Origin of the sequence: Aminobacter sp. BA135 (assembly GCF_050859125.1) — a bacterium.
Lineage (GTDB): Bacteria > Pseudomonadota > Alphaproteobacteria > Rhizobiales > Rhizobiaceae > Aminobacter > Aminobacter ciceronei.
Genome location: NZ_CP139572.1, coordinates 2,376,299 through 2,393,657, shown reverse-complemented (window position 1 = coordinate 2,393,657; position 17,359 = coordinate 2,376,299). Strand labels below are relative to the sequence as shown.

Genomic DNA, 17,359 nt, shown 5'->3' with positions numbered 1-17,359 from the left:
TGTTAAGTCCAGATTAACCGTGATATCTGTGGCGGAATATCTTCCTGTCCAGTGACAAGTGCCCCAATCCGCATTTTCAGGCCATCGACACGACTGGCGACCTGGCCGCCGGTTAACTTTTTCGAATCGACCTGATTCCGTCATTCCGTCGGAAGGTCAAGCGCCTCTCGCATGATTCGCGCCAAAAAAGCGAATCAATTGCGGGATAATCGGTCCGCAGCGTCAGTTACGACCGCCCCGGCCCGAAGACACCCCGAAGCCTTCGATAAGCGCTTCGGTGGCCTGCATGTCGTGAAACTGCGCCTGAACTTCCACCAGATGTCGGTAGTTTTCGTCGGTAGGATCTGTAGCCAGCGCAGCTTCGGCCTGTTTCAGCTCCTTATGTAAGGTGCGGGCGCTGCGGTGCAAGTGCAACGCCTGCGCGAAGGCGTCGCGGGCGTCCTCGATCGCCGCGTCTTCCAGCGCCGTCCACTGCCGGGCTCGCCGCGCCAGCATCACCGCCCGCCCCCACATCTCGGCACAGGAGGCGCGCTCGATCGCCGCCACAACTGCTTCGCGGGTGTTGGCCTCGCCATGCGCCATCGCATCGATCAGCACCGAATGCAGCTGCTTGAGCTCGCCATGGCTGAGGTCGAGCCGTTCGACATGCTCGAAATTCTCGTCGATCAGCGCGGGGTGGTTGACCAGAGCGACGACGAGTGCCGCCTCGCGCAGAGGCATGATGCCGGCGGTGCGCTTGACCAGGCCTGAACGCGCCAGGCTTTCGGACACGGCAAGCCGACCCGCGGCGGCACCGGCACCACCCTTGTTCCACTGGCCGCGCTCGCCGCTACCCTTGCTGAACGAGCCCTTGCCGCCTTGCCCTTGCTGGCGGCCGCGCTGGCTGCCGAAGAAATTCAGCACCCGCTCGCGCATTTCCTGCTGGTAATGGTAGCGGACGCTCTCGTCCTTGATCCTGCCGGTCAGCTCGCGCAGCGTCTTTTCAAGCTCGGCGCGCCGTTCCGGCGTGTCGAACACCCCGCCCGACGTCTCACGCATCCAGATCATGTCGGACAGCGGTCGCGCCGCGTTGAGCACGGTGCGGAACGCTTCCGGCCCTTCCGCCTTGACCAGGTCGTCAGGGTCCTTGCCCTCTGGCAGCAATGCGAAGCGGGCCGTGTTCCCAGGGGCTACCAGCGGCAGCGCCAGGTCGGCGGCGCGGTAAGCAGCCTTCAAGCCGGCCTTGTCGCCGTCGAAGCACAACACCGGCTCGCCCGACATGCGCCACAACAGTCCGAGCTGGTTTTCGGTCAGCGCCGTGCCGAGCGGCGCCACGACATTTTCAATACCGGCCTGAGCGAGCGCGATCACGTCCATGTAGCCTTCGACGGCGATCACCGTGCCGCCCTTCTGCAGCGCCTTGCGGGCGCGGGCGAAATTGTAGAGCACGTTGCCCTTGTGAAAGAGCTCGGTCTCGGGCGAATTCAGGTACTTGGCCGAAATCTCCGCCGACATCGCACGGCCGCCGAAGGCGATGATGCGCCCGCGGGAATCCGGGATCGGAAACATGATGCGGTCGCGGAAGCGGTCATAGGAAACCGGCACGTCCTCGAAGACGGTCAACCCGCAGGCCTCCATCTGCGCCTTCTCGATGCCCTTGGAGGCGAGGAACTCCTTGAGCGCATTGCGGCTGTCGGGCGCGAAGCCGAGCCGGAACTGCTGCTGCGTCACCTGCGATAAGCCGCGGTCGCGCAGATAGGCACGGGCACGGGCTCCGTCGGACGTCTGCAGCCGGTCCTCGAAGAATTTGGTCGCCAGTTCCATGACGTCATGCAGCGAGGCGCGCTCGCGCTCGCGCCGCTCTTCCTGCGCATCGCGCGCCGGCATCGGCACGCCGGCCATCTCGGCGATACGCTCGACCGCCTCGGGGAAGCTGAGCCCATCCATTTCGGTCAGGAAGCGGAAATGATCGCCCGTCACGCCGCAGCCGAAGCAGTGATAGCGGCCCTTGCGGTCCTCGCAGTGGAATGACGGCGACTTCTCGCCATGGAACGGACAGCAGGCCCAGAAATCGCCCTTCTGGGTGTTGGTCTTCTTGCGATCCCAGGTCACGCGCTGGCCGATCACGGCCGAAATCGGCACGCGGTCACGTATCTCGCTCAAAAATCCGTCGGAAAAGCGCATCGGGTCCTGCTTGTTTCAAACTGATATAGGCGCTCGCCTCGCCGGACACGACTCCTATTCGTTGCCTGCCCGCGGACATGCCCGCTGTTCACAGGGCCTCAGCGCAAACATCCGGCCAGACATCTCGATTGCGCCGTCGGCCGGTCGCTGTCGAAACGGAATTGCCGCCCGACCTGTCAGATTATGGACGATCGCATCTTGCGATTGCGTGCACACGTGTGCACTATGGACGAAAAATATTATCCGGCTAATCTAAATGGCATGTTCATGACAGTGATTCGCATCCGCGCCAGGAGCACCGTGGCAGCCTCCCAGACAGCCCCCGGCAGCATGCCCATCAGGTGCTCCCGATGAGTGGCTCCGTCGTCCTGCTGCACCTCGCCGGCGCCGTCGCCCTGCTCCTGTTTGCCACCCGAATGGTGCGCACCGGCGTCGAGCGTGCCTATGGCGACGTGCTGCGCCACAAGCTGCGCAACACCATGCGCAACCCGATCCTGGCGGTGCTTGCCGGAACGGCCCTGGCCATCGCTTTCCAGAGCTCGACCGCCGTCACCCTGCTTGTCGGCTCCTTCGCCGGTGCCGGCATCGTCAGCGGCATCGCCGGCCAGCTCGCCGTGCGCGGCGCCGAGATCGGCTCGGCACTGGTCATCAAGATCCTGACCTTCGACCTGTCGCTGCTGGTGCCGCTGTGTCTCGTCGCCGGGACGACAATGTTCCTCGCCACCGACCGGCGCAGTTGGCAGCAGACAGGCCGCATCCTCGTCGGCATCGGCCTTCTCGTGCTGTCGCTCGAAATGGTCGGCCAGGCCTCCGAGCCGCTGCGCGAAAGCAAGCTTTTGCCCGTCATCATCGACTATTTCGCCGGCGACCCCGTCACCGCCTATTTGCTCGCGGCCATCGTCACCTGGCTGTTCCATTCCTCGATCGCCGCCGTGCTGCTGATCGTCACCCTTGCCGGCCGCGGCTTCGTGCCGCCCGAGCTCGGCATCGTGCTGGTGCTCGGCGTCAATCTCGGCAGCTCGATCATCGCCCCCCTGCTCACCCGCAACGCCGAGCCGGGCGTGCGCGTCGTGCCGATCGGCAACCTGCTGATGCGCGGCGCCGGCTCGCTGGTCATGCTGGTGGCGTTTCTATGGATCAAGCCGTCGACCGCTTTCCTCGGCTCGACCGGCCCCGACCAGATCATCAACGCCCACATCCTGTTCAACTGCATCATCCTGGTCGCCGGCATTCCGCTCGCCAAACTCGTCTACAGCGCCTCGGAAAAGATCGTGGCGCTTGGCACCAAGACCGATCCGGCCAAGGAGATGGCGGTCGCCGAACTCAGCGCGCTCAACGAAGCCGCCCTGGACACCCCCTCGCAGGCCCTTGCCAACGCCACCCGCGAGACGGTGCGCGTCTGCGAGACCGTCGAGATCATGCTCCAGCGCATCATCGAGCTCTATGAGAGCCCCGACGCCGACAAGATCAAGGCACTCGCCTCGCTCGACGACCGCGTCGACCGCAAGCACCAGGCGATCAAGCTATACCTCGCCAAGGCCACCATCCGGCCGATGACAGAGGACGAGGCGCTGCGCTGCCAGGAGTTGCTCGGCGCCTGCGTCAAGCTTGAGCAGGTCGGCGACATCATCGTCCGCAACATGCTGGCTCATGTGCAGAAGAAGCTCGACCGCGGCCTCGAATTCACGCCCGAAGGCTGGCGCGAGCTGACTTCCTTCCACGCCTCGGTGATGGCCAATGCGCGCCTTGCCTTCAACGTTCTGGTGTCGCGCGACGCCAACACCGCGCGCCAGCTCGTGCTCGAAAAGGACCGGCTGCGCGACGTCGAGAAGCAGACCAGCCAGAGCCATTTCCTGCGCCTGCGCGACGGCACCATCAGGAGCGTCGAGACCAGCTCGATCCACCTCGACACCATCCGCGATCTCAAGCAGATCAACTCCCTGCTCGCCTCGATGGCCTATCCCGTGCTCGAGGAGCAGGGCCTGCTCCGCGGCTCGCGACTGAAGGCGAGCTGAGACTCGCACAGTAACGCTTTTCCGTAGGCGCACGCCGCGCCTCTTTCCATTGTGCGTTGCGATCCTTCGCCCCTCCTCTGGCCTGCCGGCCATCTCCCCCACAAGGAGGGAGATTAGAGCGTTTCATTTTTTGAGAGAATCGTAGGATTCCCAAAGATTGGCGTTTGTGATTCAAGATGCTGGCTGGATGGAGGCCAGCATCTGATGACGCGAGCCCTTTCGAACGATCTTCGTGAGCGTGTTGTGGAAGCGGTTTGCGCCGGCGAGAACTGCCGTGCGGTGGCGTCGCGCTTCGGCGTTGCCGTTTCCTCGGTTGTGAAGTGGTCGCAGCGTTACCGTGCCACCGGGTCGGTTGCGCCGGGCAAGATGGGCGGACACCGCAAGCGGATTTTGGAGCCGCATCGTGCCTTCATCGTGGAGCGGATCAACCAGACCTCTGAACTGACGCTGCATCGGCTGAAGGACGAGTTGGCCGCACGCGGGGTGATGGTCTCGCACAATGCGGTCTGGATGTTCTTGAGGCGCGAGGGCCTGAGCTTCAAAAAAAACACTGCTCGCTCTTGAGCAGGGCCGAGCCGATATTGCTCGCAGGCGTCGGCGATGGCGGTCTTGGCAGGCCAGCCTGGATCCGCGGTGCCTGGTCTTCATCGATGAGACCTGGATCAAGACCAATATGGCTCCACTTCGGGGCTGGGGGCCAAGGGGCAAGCGCCTGCGCGGCTTGGCCCCGCACGGCCATTGGCGAACCCTGACCTTCCTGGGGGCATTGCGTTGGGACCGGCTTGCGGCACCTTGTGTCTTTGACGGACCAATCAACGGCCAGTGCTTCCGCGCCTATGTCGAGCAGCAACTCGTTGGCGTGCTGAAACCCGGCGATATCGTCATCATGGACAATCTGGGAAGTCACAAATCGGTCGCCATCAGGCAGATGATCAAGGCCGCTGGCGCCAGGCTTTGGTACCTGCCGCCCTACTCACCCGACCTCAATCCGATCGAGCAGGCCTTCGCCAAGATCAAACACTGGATGCGCCAAGCCCAGAAGCGCACCGTCGAAGAAACGTGGCGGCACGTCGGTCAACTCGTTGCGACCATCGAACCCGGCGAATGCGAGAACTATTTCGCAAACGCCGGATACGCTTCCGTCAAAACGTGAAAGGCTCTAGTCGCGTCGCCGGCGGCGCCCATCCTGCAAGATTGCCAGGAACACCCTTGTAACGTCAGTGATTGGGCGTAGCACCGATGACGGCGTGATCTCCCTCCTTGTGGGGGAGATGGCCGGCAGGCCAGAGGGGGGTGCGAAGGATCGCAACGTTGACGATTTGCCTCGTAAGGCGCAACCGGCGCGCTTTTCCCGCACGGCAAAAAGGCTGGCCTCAGCAAACGCCCTTGCCTGCCCCCAGCAATTCGGGCGAGGCTGCTCGCAACATCAGGGAACCTGCAAAATGGCCGCGCTCGACCAGAACACCCTCGTCGCCGAGATGACAACCTGGCGGCGCGGCCTGCATGCCCATCCCGAATTCGGCTTCGAGGAAAAGCGCACCTCAGCCTTCGTTGCAGCCCGACTCCGGGCCTTCGGCCTCGACGAGGTCGTCGAAGGCGTCGGCGGCACCGGCGTCGTCGGCACCCTGCGCCGTGGATCGGGCAACCGGGCCATCGCGCTCCGCGCCGACATGGACGCATTGCGCATCTCCGAGCAGGCCAGCCACGGTCACGTTTCGCAAAATCCCGGTGTCATGCATGCCTGCGGCCATGACGGCCACACCGCGATGCTCCTGGGCGCGGCGAAGCTGCTTGCCAACGAAGGCGGCTTCGACGGCACGGTACGCTTCATCTTCCAGCCGGCGGAGGAATGGGGCAAGGGCGCGCTCGCCATGCTCGACGACGGGCTTATGGCGCGTTTTCCCTTCGACGAGATCTATGGCCTGCACAACATGCCCGGCCTGCCGTTGGGCCATTTCGAGACCCGGCCCGGCCCGATCATGTCGGCGGAGGACAATTTCGAGATCGTGCTGCGCGGCCTCGGTGGTCACGCTGCCTGCCCGCATCTCGGCCGCGAGGTGCTGGTTGCTGCCTGCGCCGTCGTCACCAACCTGCAGACCATCGTGTCACGCCGGCTGAGCCCGGCTGACATCTCCGTGGTCTCGGTCACCGAACTCGTCACCGACGGCACCCGCAACGCCCTGCCCGGCTTCGCCCGCATCCTCGGCGATGCCAGGAGCTTCCGCCCGGAGGTCAGCGCCGAGATCGAACGGCAGATGCGCATCATCGCCGAAGGCACCGCACTGACCCACAACTGCACGGCCGAGGTGACCTACAGCAGGGAGTTCGTGCCGCTGGTCAACGATGCCGAGGCCACCGCAGCCGCGCTCGAAGCCGCCAGCACCGTGTTTGCCGCCAGCGCGGTCAACGGCAAGGGCGAGATCGTCACTGCATCCGAGGATTTCGCCCGTTTCCTCGACCATGTCCCCGGCTGCTTCGCCTATATCGGCAATGGCGAGGCCTCGGCGCCGCTGCACAACCCGTCCTTTGATTTCAACGACGACGCCCTGATCCACGGCACCCGCTTCCACGCGGCCATCGCCCGCCAGCGCCTGCCGGTGACGTGATTTTTGAAAAGGAAACGCCGCCGCCATCGCAGCCCATTTGAACTTGCCCGAATCGCCGTCCTTGGCGACACTCTCCTTGGGCCGTGCAGCCTGCCGCTCGCTCCCTCGGGATTGGCGAATGCACAGGAGAACATGGTTTGACCCTTGGGGTGACCGTCGGCAATGCGAGCACTGACGCTGTATGTCCCCCTCTTCAAGGGAACATCCCATGCCATCGCTTGATCGCGTGAAATCCATGGCCAAGGAGCTGCGTGCAGGCCTGGCCGCGCAAGACATCCACCTTGCCCACAGCGCCTGTCTCGAGATCGTCGCCCGCCAGTTCGGCTACGACAACTGGAACACCCTCAAGGCGACGTCCGACGCCAAGGCCGAGCTTGCCGTTTCGGTCGTCGTCGAGCACGGCCGTGAGGAAGAGGCAGCCAGTTTCTACCAGAGGGCGTTCGGTGCCATTCGCGGCGGATCCTACCTGTTCGAGGGCGTTCCGATCTCGATCGACCTGCAGATCGGCGGTGTCGCCCTGCAGGTTGGCGGCGCCAATCCCCGCCGAGAACAGGAACCGCGGCGCGGCGGGCCGTTCTTCCCCAAGGCCCATGGCGCGGTCAGCGCCGTCTTCATCCTCGAGGTCGCCAACGCGCAGGCCGCGCTGCAACGAGCGATCAGGGTCGGAGCAACCATTCGTGGAAACCTGGCTGCGGCAACCGACGGCCGCCGCGGCGCCACCGTTTTCGATCCGTTCGGCCACATCTGGGGCCTGCGCGACAAGGCCCCGGTCAAGCTCCGCCACGCCGCGTGATGACCTTTCCTTCTCCCGCAAGGGCAGAAGGAAAGGCGCGGCTACCCTCGCGCCCCAAACGAAAAACGCCCCGCGCTGCATCGCAGGCGGGGCGTTTCTGTTCACATGGCACAAGGCCATAGCTGCCTACTGCAGCAGCTCCTTGACGATGCCGCTGGCCTTGCCGAAATCCATCTGGCCGGGATAGCGCTCCTTGAGCGCGTTCATGCAGCGGCCCATGTCGCGCAAGCCATCGGCGCCGACTTCCGAAATCACCTGCTGTGCCGCGCTGCGCACCGCCCCCTCCTCCATCTGCTTGGGCAGGAAGTCGGAGATGATGGCGATTTCGTCACGCTCCTGGGCGGCCAGTTCCAGCCGCGAACCTTCCTCGAAGGCCTTGGCCGATTCCTGGCGTTGCTTGACCATCTTGGTCAGGATCTGCAGGATTTCCTCGTCGGTGACAGGGTCCTTGCCGGCACCGCGATGGGCGATATCGCGGTCCTGGATGGCCGCCTGGATCAGCCTCAGCGTCGAGGTGCGGCGCTTGTCGCCGGTCTTCAATGCAGTCTTCAGTGCCTCGGCGAGTGTCTCGCGCATGGCCGTTACTCCTGAACGTGTCGCAAACAATAGCGCTGACCTGCCACAGTGGCAAACCGAATGACAATGGCCAACTTCCTGTTTTTGCTAGGAAAAATAATTAGCCACGAATCCCGGCCCGGTCATTGACCATATGCCGGCCTTCGCCTATTGTCCGCGCCTTGCAAGGACTTGTTTGTTTTGTGCACGGGGCCCGCCTGACGGTGGTCGTCCGTGCTTTTCGCTGCGCGATATGGCCCCTTGCGAGCCATTTTTCAAGTCGCGGCGCCCGTTACGCAGGAGCATCGCCATGGCCTCAGAGACCGCCCCTTGGGCAACCGAAGTGCCGACCGCCGTTCTGGTACTGGCCGACGGCACGGTCATCACCGGCCGAGGCCTCGGCGCCACAGGCAGTGCCGTTGCCGAAGTCTGCTTCAACACGGCGCTCACCGGCTACCAGGAGGTCCTCACCGACCCCTCTTATGCCAGCCAGATCGTCACCTTCACCTTCCCGCACATCGGCAACATCGGCACCAACGATGAAGACATCGAGGACCTGAACCCGGCAACCCGTTCGGGTGCCGTAGGTGCCGTGTTCAAGGCCGACGTCACCAACCCATCAAGCTATCGCGCCGCCGGCCATCTCGACCAGTGGCTGAAGCGTCGCGGCATCGTTGCCATGTCGGGTGTCGACACCCGCGCCCTGACAGCACTGATCCGCGAAAAGGGCATGCCCAACGCGGTCATCGCATACGCCCCCGACGGCAAGTTCGATATCGAGAACCTCAAGGCCCAGGCCCGCGCCTGGTCCGGCCTCGTCGGCCTCGACCTCGCCAAGGAGGTTACCTCTGGCCAGTCGTCGGTCTGGACCGAGACGCCCTGGGTCTGGAACGAGGGTTATGGCGAGCGCGCTGACGAAACCATGCACGTCGTTGCCATCGACTATGGCGTCAAGCGCAACATCCTGCGCCTGCTTGCAGGCCTCGGCGCCAAGGTGACTGTCGTTCCGGCCAAGACCTCGGCCGAAGACATCCTGGCGATGAAGCCCGATGGCATTTTCCTGTCCAACGGCCCCGGCGATCCGGCGGCAACGGGAGAGTATTCGGTGCCCGTCATCAAGGACCTGCTCAAGACCGAGCTGCCGGTGTTCGGCATCTGCCTCGGCCACCAGATGCTGGCGCTGGCGCTTGGCGGCAAGACCGCCAAGATGCACCAGGGCCACCATGGCGCCAACCATCCGGTCAAGGACCACACCACCGGCAAGGTCGAGATCGTGTCGATGAACCACGGCTTCGCTGTCGATGCCGAGTCGCTGCCCGAGGGTGTCGAGGAGACGCACGTCTCGCTGTTCGACGGCACCAATTGCGGCATCGCGCTCACCGGTCGCCCGGTGTTTTCGGTCCAGCACCATCCCGAGGCCTCGCCCGGCCCGCAGGACTCGCACTACCTCTTCCGCCGCTTCGCCAACCTGATCCGCGAACGGCAAGGCGAACCGGCGCTCGCAGAGCGCTGAGACCAGGCAGTCACCGGCAATCCGATAAAAGGCCCCGCTGTTGAACTGACCCCGTAAAGTTGGACGGTTCATTGAGCTGGTAGATTTAAGGGCTGGGTCCTGTATTGCACAGGGGCCAGCCCCTTTCAGTTTCAGTTTGATGGGGCGGTGGTTGTAATAGTCGATGTAGCGCTCGATGGCCTTATCGAGGCTTTGGACAGTTTCGAACCTTTCCGGGTGGAAGAGCTCGGACTTGAGCGTGGCGAAGAAGCTCTCCATCGGTGCGTTGTCGAGGCAATTGCCTTTGCGTGACATGCTTTGTGCAAGGCCTCTGGTTTCCAGCCTGCGCTGGAATGCCGACATCTGGTACTGCCATCCCTGATCGGAATGCAGGGTCGGCCGTTCGTCCTCATTGAGCCGGGCGAAGGCTTTGGTCAGCATATTGTCCACCAGTTTGAAGCGCGAGCGGCGCGCCGTCTCGAAGGCGACGATCTCGCCATTGTAGAGGTCCATGATGGGAGACAGGTAGAGCTTGTCGCCGGCCACGCTGAACTCCGTCACGTCGGTCACCCATTTGCAGTTGGCGCGGTCGGCGCTGAACTTGCGCTGCAACAGATCGGGAGCGGTCCGCCCAACCTCGCCCCTGTAGGAACGATACTTCTTCGGCCTGACCAGTGACTTCAATCCCATCTCGGCCATCAGGCTCTGGACGGTCTTGTGGTTGACGCCTTGACCCAACTGGCGCAGTTGCGCGGTCACCCGGCGATAGCCGTAGCGGCCCTTGTGGCGGTCGAAGATGGCCTTGATCGCCTCCTTCAGCGCCACATGGCGGTCCGGGCGCGAGGCCGCCTTTTGCCTGTAATAGAACGTGCTGCGCGGCAGCTTCGCCAGATCGAGCAGGCCCTCAAGCGGATGCAACGGCCTTAACGCCTGGACGGCTTGTGCTTTTTGGGCGCGTGTCCCTGCGTTAAGGCCTCCAGTTTTTTCAGGTAGGCGTTCTCCATCCGCAGTTGCTTCAGTTCGGCCAGCAGTTCTTCCCGGCTTTTGGCTTCGTCACTGGGTGCAACAGGCACTGCGGGGGCCGGCGGCTTCGACATGGGGCGTCCTCCGGGACGTCGGCCGAGTGCCTCTATCCCACCCGCATGATAGCGCTTCTCCCAGCCCGCCAGGCAACTGGCATTGCGGATATTGAACAACGCCGCCGTCTGGCGATACGACAGACCTTCTCGCCACATCCGCTCGAGCACTGACAGCTTGAACGTCGCGTCGTAATGATCGTATTTGCCCGACAGTCCCGCCCAGCCATGCGCCTGGTACAAAGCCACCCACTTGCGGACAGTCGCCGCGTCAACTCCACGCTTCGACGCCGCACTCGCGTAGCTTTCATCCCTGCACAAATAGCTATCGACAACCGAGCGCTTGAAACGCGCACTGTGTTTGGACATGCAAAACCCCCGAAGGTTGTGTCCAACTTTCGGGGGGCAGTTCAGACGCGGGGCCTTTCTCTTGCGGTGAAGTCGACCGGGTGCCCCCCTACTTCGCCTCGGCGCTGAGGAAAGCATTGGCCGCCGCCGCGACCTGATGCGCCTTCGCCGGATCGGCGAGGATGCCCATATGGCTGGTGCCCGACAGCACCAGAAGCTGGCTGCGCGATGGGCCGTTGACGTCGCCATTGGCGTGGCCGCCGAGCGCCGCATGCATCTCTGCGAGATGGCTGAGCGTCACGACGTCGGCATCACCGGCAACCAGCAGAACAGGTGCCTTGATCCTGGTTAGGTCGGCGGTCCAGTCGAACGGCATCAGTTCCAGCTGCTTGACCTTCTCGACCAGGGCAGCGAAGTCCGGTTTGGGCGACAGTTTCTGATACTCCGCCACCATCGGCGCACCGGCAAACATGTCGGGGGTCAGGTGCTGCACCATCTCCTTGTGGCCGGGCGCCAGCCCCTTGTCGCTGGCGGCGGCCGACACGGCGACGATGCGTTCGACACGCTCCGGGTGGCGCAGGGCCAGTTGCAGGGCGACGTTGCCGCCCATCGAATAGCCCATGACGGACGCCTTTTCGATGCCGAGCCTGTCGAGCAGGCCAGCGACGTCGTCGGCCATGGTCTGGTAGCTCAACCCGGGAACCTGGTCTGCGGTGCGACCATGGCCCTGCAGCTCGACAGCAATGACCGTGTTCGCCTTGGCGAGTTCGCCGAGGCTGGTCGACCAGTTGGTCTCGATGGTCATCAAGGCGCCATGCAGCAGAACGAGCGGCGCCCCCTCCCCGTAAACCTGGTGATGCAGTTCGAGGGGTGCTGCTTCCTCGGCCGAAAGCATTGCCGGTGCGATGGTGGAAAAAAGGGCGAGCAGGGCCGCGCCCGCAAGTGCCAGCGTTTTCATCGTCGTTTCCTGTCCAAGGATGAGCGATCCCGCCCGGCCGCCAATGCGGCCGGTTGGGTCACGATTGCGATAAGGGAATTGCCGGCCGGAATCGGCGAGGAATCAGGCGGAGATCAGCTCGCCAAGAAGTTCTTCGAGCTGGTTCATGCTTTCCTGGGCGCCGGCTTCCATGCCCGAGGCGATCATGCCGTCGCGATCCTCGATGCTGTCGAAGCGGGTGACGCCGCTGTAATGGGTCCTGCCGTCCTTCTCCTCGAAGCGATGTGTCTCGATGACGTTCTTGTCCTCGAACATGCCCTCCAGCGCGAAGGTATTGACCAGCTTTTCCGGCTCGTCGACCTCGATGTACCTGCCGATAAAGGCAAAGATGGTGCCGTCAGGTGTGGTCTGCTCGAAACGCCACTCGCCGCCGGGCCGGACGTCGAGCTTGACCACCTTGGTCGCGCCCATGGCGCGCGAGCCCCACCAGCGGGCCACGTGCTCGGGCCGGGTCCAGGCCCGCCACACCAGCGCGCGCGGGGCGTCGAAGGTGCGGCTCATGCGGATGATGGGTTCGCCTTCCGGCGTATCGACAAGCATCTTGTTCATGTCATTCCCTTTCGTATCTCGTGAAATCACTGCTTGTTGGTGTCGTCGCCGCGCTGCATGTCGGCGAGATAGGCGTCGAGCTGGTCGAGATTGTCGCGCCACAGGTCGCGATAGGCGCCGACCCAGCCATCGACGTCCTGGAGCGGGCCGGCCTGAAGCTTGCAGTAGCGGTACTGCGCATCCTTCTCGCGCGAGATCAGTCCGGCGTTTTCGAGCACCTTGATGTGCTTCGACACCGCCGCCAGGCTCATGTCGTAGGGTGCAGCCAGCTCGCCGACGCTCGCCTGCCCCTGGGCAAGCCGGGCCAGGATGGCGCGACGCGTCGGATCTGCCAGCGCGGAAAATGTAAGGGAAAGAGGATCAGTCATGTCTTTATTCAACCAAATAGTTTTTAACTTATTGGTTGAATACAATTCGCTCAAGTGGTTGTCAACCGGTTGGTTGAGAACTCCGGCAAATCTCACCGACGTGAAAAGACGGGTGGCGCGCCCTGCGCGTCGCGAAAATTCTGCTCCACCCGGGCATGCGCGAAATGAGCTGTCCAGCCCGCGACACCAGCCAGATGCGAGCGCTCTGGCGCACTCATGGCCACTTCTTTCGACCCGCCAAAGGCCCGTTCCTCCACCCCCTTTGCCGTTCGCCCAAGCCAGCGCTGCGCGTCGATTGAACCAGCCGCAGCCGATCTTTCGCAAACTCAATCCCCTCGCAGCCTTGCTTTTGAAATCCTCTCGCTCTTCAATATCTACAAATTCCGTAGAGTTAATGGGTATCGACCGCTGATGAGGATCCGCATATGCCAAGACAACTCGTGGTGGGAATTTCGGGCAATCTGACCCGTCCGTCGAAGACCAGACAGTTCATCGAGCACATTGCCGGCGAGGTTGCCAGGAACACCGGAGCAGCAGCGGCTACCTACGATATCGAGGATCTCGGCCCGTCCTTCGCCCAGGCACGGCGCGTCAGCGATCTCGCCCCGCCTGCCCGGGCCATCGTCGAGCAGCTGTCCAGTGCGGCCATACTCGTCGTTGGCTCACCCACCTTCAAGGGCAGCTACACCGGCCTGTTCAAGCACTTCTTCGACCTGCTCGACCCCAATTCGCTGAAGGGCAAGCCGGTAATCCTGGCGGCGACCGGAGGTGGCGAGCGCCATTCTCTGATCGTCGAGCACCAGTTGCGCCCGCTGTTCGGCTTCTTCGAGGCGCTGACCATCCCGACCGCCATCTACGCCTCCGACAGGGATTTCGTCGACGGCGCGCTGGTTTCCGAGGCCATCCGCGCCCGCGCCCAGCAGGCGGTCACCGAGGCCTGTCGTGTCGCCCAGATGCGCGACAGCGTCGACTTGGCCGCCTGACCAAGACCGCACCGAAGCTCCCACCACCCGACATGACCGACCTGCGGCCCCACGCCGTCGGGCAGGCCGCGTCGTCTCGAAATTCTCTTTCGCAAGGAGATCCCCATGACCAGACAGACCAAGCCCAGACAGATCAAACTCGGCGCCTTCCTGCCCGGTGGTGGCCAGCACATCGCCGCCTGGCGCCATCCCGGCTCGCCAGCCGACGGCGCGACCAATTTCGCCTTCCACGCCGAGCTCGCCAAGACAGCCGAGCGCGGCCTGTTCGACGCCTATTTCCTCGCCGACAACCTGTCGGTCGGACTCGGCGGCCGTGAAGGCGGCAATGCCAAGATCGCCGGTTTCGAGCCGGTCACGCTGTTTGCAGCATTGGCGCCGCTGACCACGCATCTCGGCTTCATCGCAACCGTCTCGACCACCTACGAGGAGCCCTACACGCTCGCCCGCAAGTTCGCCTCGCTCGACCATCTGTCGAACGGCCGCGCCGGCTGGAACGTCGTCACGTCGGCCGGCGACGACACCGCGCGCAACTTCAACCTGGACAAACAGCCCGACCATGCCGACCGCTATGCCCGCGCCAGGGAGCATGTCGACACCGTCAAGGCGCTGTGGGACAGCTGGGAAGACGACGCCTTCATCCGCGACAAGCAGACGGGGCGCTTCTACGATCCCGCCAGGGTCCACGACATCGACCACAAGGGCGCGCATTTCGCCGTCAAGGGACCGCTCAACGTGCCCCGCCCTGTCCAGGGCCACCCGGTCGTCGTCCAGGCCGGCCAGTCGGAGGACGGGCGCCGGCTTGCCGCACTGTCCGCCGAAGTGATCTTCACCGCACACCAGAACCTTGCTTCGGCGCAGGAATTCTACCGCGACATCAAGGCCCGCGTGCTGGCCGAAGGCCGTGTCCCTGATCACGTGCTGATCATGCCAGGCGTAGCCCCCTTCGTTGGACGCACCGAGGCCGAGGCGCGGGCCAAATACGACAGGCTCAACGAACTGATCCTGCCCGAGGACGGCGTTGCCCTGCTCAACGGGCTCGCCGGCGGCACGCTCGACCTCAGGGGCTATCCGCTCGACGGGCCATTGCCGAGGAGTGCCGAGACCGAGGGCATGAGGAGCCGCCAGGCGCTGATCCGCCAGATCGCCGACGAGCACGACTTCACCATCCGCGAGCTCTACCAGTGGGTCGCCACCGCCCGCGGCCACTACACCATCGTCGGCAGCGCCACCCAGGTCGCCGACCAGCTGGAAGAATGGTTCACCAGCGAGGCCGCCGACGGCTTCAACATCCTGCCGCCATGGCTACCCGGTGCGCTTGACGATTTCGTCGACCTGGTGGTGCCCGAGCTGCAGCGGCGTGGCCTGTTCCGCAGCGCCTATGAGGGCCGCACGCTGCGCGAGAACCTCGGCCTGCCCCGCCCGCAAAATCCCTGGACCGCAGGCCGCAGTGCGCTGCAGGCCGCCGAATAATCCCGATCGCGAGGGCAAGATCATGAGTTTGCAACACATCGAACAGCCGAGCGTGCTTGGCGCCGGCATCGGCGACAACAGCTTTGGCCAGGAGCTTGTCCAGCGCGGTGGCCGGGCGGCGGCACGCTTCCTGTCGCGCTACGGCGTGCTCGCTGGCTTCCTCGCACTCTGGCAGGTGGCGAGCCATGCCGGCTGGGTCAATCCGGCGGTCATTCCCCCGCCCGATGCCATCATAGCCGCGCTGTGGGACGGCATTGCCGGCGGCGCACTGCTCGACGACATCGCCATTTCGCTCCAGCGCTCGGGCACGGCCTTCGTCGCCGCCGTCTTCGTTGCCATCCCGCTCGGCCTGTTCATGGGCCAGGTCCGCTCGGTCGAGCGCGCACTCGACCCGATTCTGCAGGTCTTCCGCCAGACTTCGGCGCTCGCGCTCTACCCGGTCTTCATCCTGCTGCTCGGCCTCGGCGAAGCCTCCAAGGTCTTCGTCATCTTCTGGGCGACGCTGTTTCCGCTGCTGCTCAACACCATCGGCGGCGTCAAGGAGGTCGACCCCAAGCTGATCGAGATGGCGCGCGTCTATGGTGCGAGCCGGCTCACTGTGTTCCGCCGCGTCGTGCTGCCGGGTGCGGTGCCGTCGATCTTCGTCGGCCTCAGGCTGTCGGCCACCACAGCCCTGCTGCTGCTCATCGCTTCCGAGATGATCGGCGCCAACAGGGGCGTCGGCTTCCAGGTGATGAACGCCCAGTACAACTTCCAGATCCCGCTGATGTTCGCAGCCATCGTCCTGCTCGCCGGCCTCGGCCTCGTCTCCAACTACGCGCTCGTCCTGCTGCAGCGCCGGCTTTGCCGGTGGAGCAGCGCCACCGCAGCCTGACGCACCCCCCTTTCGCCCCCAATCAAGGATACCGACAATGACATTCAGATTCCGCAACCTTAGCATCAGCACACTTGTCGCCGGCAGCCTGTTCGCCGCCGGCGTCCCCGGCACCGCCTTCGGCCAATCGCCTGAAACGGTGAAGATCCGCTACCTCTCCAGCCAGGGCAGCATCTCGCCGCATGAGCTGGCCAATGAGCTCGGCCACTTCAATGGCCTCGGCATCGAGTTCGAGAATGTCGGCTATGCCCAGGGCGGCCCGGCCTCGCTGTTCGCACTCGCCGCCGGCAGCGTCGACCTCGGTTCGGCCGCGACCTCGGCGGTGGTCAACTCGATTGCCGGCGGCAACGACTTCGTCGCCGCCTATCCCAGCAACGGTATCGACGACAAGGTCCAGAGCGTCTTCTACGTACTCGAGGACAGCCCGATCAAATCGGTCGCCGACATCGCCGGCAAGTCTATCGCCGTCAACACGCTGGGCGCCCATCTCGACTACACGGTGCGCGAGGCGCTGCACCAGGCCGAGCTGCCGCAGAATGCCGCCAACCTCGTCGTGGTGCCGGGTCCCCAGCTCGAACAGACCTTGCGCTCCGGCCAGGTCGACATCGCGGCGCTCGGCTACTGGCAGGCCACCTTCGAAGGCCTGCTGAAGGAACATGGCGGTGTCCGCGCCATCTTCGACGACACCGACGTGCTGGGCGAAATCGCCGGCGGCTTCGTCGTGCTGCGCCGCGACTTCGTCAAGGCTCACCCTGACGCTGCCCGCAACTTCGTCGAGCAGTCGACCCGCGCCGCCGAATGGTCGCGCCAGAACCCCGATGAAGCACGCAAGGTGCTGGCATCCATCCTGTCGAAGCGCGGCGAGAACGCCGAGCTGGCCAAATACTGGACCGGCTTCGGCCTCCGCGAAGGCGCGCAGGCGGTTCCCCGCGACCTCGACTTCTGGATCGCCGTGCTCGAACGCGAGGGGTCGCTGCCTAAGGGCAAGCTCAAGGCCGCCGACCTGCTGTTCCAGCCCAACGCCGAAGCCAAATCGAACTGAGCCTGAAAAGGCCTGGCCAAAGACATCG

General features: G+C 64.2%; 14 protein-coding genes and 1 pseudogene. 9 read left to right on the top strand and 6 right to left on the bottom strand.

Annotated features, from left to right (window positions below):
• Positions 1–222: 222 nt before the first annotated feature.
• Positions 223–2,163, bottom strand: coding sequence for a DNA primase (gene dnaG, locus SLT36_RS11730; RefSeq protein ID WP_432287603.1), 1,941 nt, complete (start codon positions 2,161–2,163; stop codon positions 223–225).
• Between the two features lie 350 nt (positions 2,164–2,513).
• On the opposite strand from dnaG, the gene SLT36_RS11725 reads away from it, so the two are divergent.
• The 4 genes from SLT36_RS11725 (at position 2,514) to SLT36_RS11710 (ending at position 7,577) form a co-directional block, all read left to right on the top strand.
• A complete protein-coding gene (locus tag SLT36_RS11725; RefSeq protein ID WP_432287602.1) occupies positions 2,514–4,178 on the top strand; it encodes a Na/Pi cotransporter family protein in 1,665 nt (554 codons plus the stop codon).
• 204 nt (positions 4,179–4,382) lie between these two features.
• Positions 4,383–5,331, top strand: a protein-coding gene (locus SLT36_RS11720; RefSeq protein ID WP_432283321.1) for an IS630 family transposase whose coding sequence is annotated in 2 segments (ribosomal slippage) — positions 4,383–4,718 and positions 4,720–5,331 — 948 coding nt in all. Because the reading frame shifts where the segments join, the coding sequence is not laid out codon by codon here.
• A 289-nt stretch (positions 5,332–5,620) separates the two neighbouring features.
• Positions 5,621–6,784 (top strand): amidohydrolase, encoded by a 1,164-nt coding sequence (locus SLT36_RS11715; RefSeq protein ID WP_432287600.1) that lies wholly within the window; start codon positions 5,621–5,623, stop codon positions 6,782–6,784.
• A 208-nt stretch (positions 6,785–6,992) separates the two neighbouring features.
• Positions 6,993–7,577, top strand: coding sequence for a glyoxalase superfamily protein (locus SLT36_RS11710; protein ID WP_432287598.1), 585 nt, complete (start codon positions 6,993–6,995; stop codon positions 7,575–7,577).
• 126 nt (positions 7,578–7,703) lie between these two features.
• On the opposite strand, the gene SLT36_RS11705 is transcribed toward SLT36_RS11710, so the two are convergent.
• Complete coding sequence (locus tag SLT36_RS11705) at positions 7,704–8,153, bottom strand: GatB/YqeY domain-containing protein (protein ID WP_115733732.1); 450 nt, start codon at positions 8,151–8,153, stop codon at positions 7,704–7,706.
• Positions 8,154–8,442: 289 nt separating this feature from the next.
• Here SLT36_RS11705 and carA point away from each other — a divergent pair, with 289 nt between their 5' ends.
• A complete protein-coding gene (gene carA, locus SLT36_RS11700) occupies positions 8,443–9,645 on the top strand; it encodes a glutamine-hydrolyzing carbamoyl-phosphate synthase small subunit (protein ID WP_432287596.1) in 1,203 nt (400 codons plus the stop codon).
• Between the two features lie 68 nt (positions 9,646–9,713).
• On the opposite strand, the pseudogene SLT36_RS11695 reads toward carA, so the two are convergent.
• The 4 genes and pseudogenes from SLT36_RS11695 to SLT36_RS11680 all read right to left on the bottom strand — a co-directional run bounded on the left by SLT36_RS11695 (position 9,714) and on the right by SLT36_RS11680 (position 12,962).
• Positions 9,714–11,069, bottom strand: a pseudogene (locus tag SLT36_RS11695) (IS3 family transposase).
• A gap of 88 nt (positions 11,070–11,157) precedes the next feature.
• Positions 11,158–12,006, bottom strand: coding sequence for an alpha/beta fold hydrolase (locus tag SLT36_RS11690; protein ID WP_432287594.1), 849 nt, complete (start codon positions 12,004–12,006; stop codon positions 11,158–11,160).
• Positions 12,007–12,108: 102 nt separating this feature from the next.
• Positions 12,109–12,594, bottom strand: coding sequence for an SRPBCC family protein (locus SLT36_RS11685; protein ID WP_432287592.1), 486 nt, complete (start codon positions 12,592–12,594; stop codon positions 12,109–12,111).
• Between the two features lie 26 nt (positions 12,595–12,620).
• Positions 12,621–12,962: an ArsR/SmtB family transcription factor gene (locus SLT36_RS11680; RefSeq protein WP_432287590.1), complete on the bottom strand. Its 342-nt coding sequence runs from the start codon at positions 12,960–12,962 to the stop codon at positions 12,621–12,623.
• 425 nt (positions 12,963–13,387) lie between these two features.
• Between SLT36_RS11680 and msuE the strand changes: the two genes are divergently transcribed.
• From msuE to SLT36_RS11660, 4 genes are all read left to right on the top strand, one after another.
• Positions 13,388–13,945 (top strand): FMN reductase, encoded by a 558-nt coding sequence (gene msuE / locus SLT36_RS11675; protein WP_432287588.1) that lies wholly within the window; start codon positions 13,388–13,390, stop codon positions 13,943–13,945.
• Positions 13,946–14,050: 105 nt separating this feature from the next.
• Positions 14,051–15,415 carry an LLM class flavin-dependent oxidoreductase gene (locus SLT36_RS11670; RefSeq protein WP_432287587.1) on the top strand — a complete coding sequence of 455 codons (1,365 nt, stop codon included), beginning with the start codon at positions 14,051–14,053 and terminating at the stop codon, positions 15,413–15,415.
• A 22-nt stretch (positions 15,416–15,437) separates the two neighbouring features.
• A complete protein-coding gene (locus SLT36_RS11665; protein WP_432287586.1) occupies positions 15,438–16,289 on the top strand; it encodes an ABC transporter permease in 852 nt (283 codons plus the stop codon).
• Between the two features lie 37 nt (positions 16,290–16,326).
• Complete coding sequence (locus SLT36_RS11660) at positions 16,327–17,331, top strand: ABC transporter substrate-binding protein (protein ID WP_432287584.1); 1,005 nt, start codon at positions 16,327–16,329, stop codon at positions 17,329–17,331.
• The last annotated feature ends 28 nt before the right edge of the window (positions 17,332–17,359 follow it).

Bases quoted from the DNA above. Each gene is read 5' to 3' on its own strand.
- msuE (WP_432287588.1), top strand. From the start codon at position 13,388: ATGCCAAGACAACTCGTGGTGGGAATTTCGGGCAATCTGACCCGTCCG.
- SLT36_RS11665 (WP_432287586.1), top strand. From the start codon at position 15,438: ATGAGTTTGCAACACATCGAACAGCCGAGCGTGCTTGGCGCCGGCATC.
- SLT36_RS11660 (WP_432287584.1), top strand. From the start codon at position 16,327: ATGACATTCAGATTCCGCAACCTTAGCATCAGCACACTTGTCGCCGGC.
- carA (WP_432287596.1), top strand. From the start codon at position 8,443: ATGGCCTCAGAGACCGCCCCTTGGGCAACCGAAGTGCCGACCGCCGTT.
- SLT36_RS11680 (WP_432287590.1), bottom strand. From the start codon at position 12,962: ATGACTGATCCTCTTTCCCTTACATTTTCCGCGCTGGCAGATCCGACG.
- SLT36_RS11705 (WP_115733732.1), bottom strand. From the start codon at position 8,153: ATGCGCGAGACACTCGCCGAGGCACTGAAGACTGCATTGAAGACCGGC.
- SLT36_RS11685 (WP_432287592.1), bottom strand. From the start codon at position 12,594: ATGAACAAGATGCTTGTCGATACGCCGGAAGGCGAACCCATCATCCGC.
- SLT36_RS11710 (WP_432287598.1), top strand. From the start codon at position 6,993: ATGCCATCGCTTGATCGCGTGAAATCCATGGCCAAGGAGCTGCGTGCA.
- SLT36_RS11690 (WP_432287594.1), bottom strand. From the start codon at position 12,006: ATGAAAACGCTGGCACTTGCGGGCGCGGCCCTGCTCGCCCTTTTTTCC.
- SLT36_RS11725 (WP_432287602.1), top strand. From the start codon at position 2,514: ATGAGTGGCTCCGTCGTCCTGCTGCACCTCGCCGGCGCCGTCGCCCTG.
- dnaG (WP_432287603.1), bottom strand. From the start codon at position 2,163: ATGCGCTTTTCCGACGGATTTTTGAGCGAGATACGTGACCGCGTGCCG.
- SLT36_RS11715 (WP_432287600.1), top strand. From the start codon at position 5,621: ATGGCCGCGCTCGACCAGAACACCCTCGTCGCCGAGATGACAACCTGG.
- SLT36_RS11670 (WP_432287587.1), top strand. From the start codon at position 14,051: ATGACCAGACAGACCAAGCCCAGACAGATCAAACTCGGCGCCTTCCTG.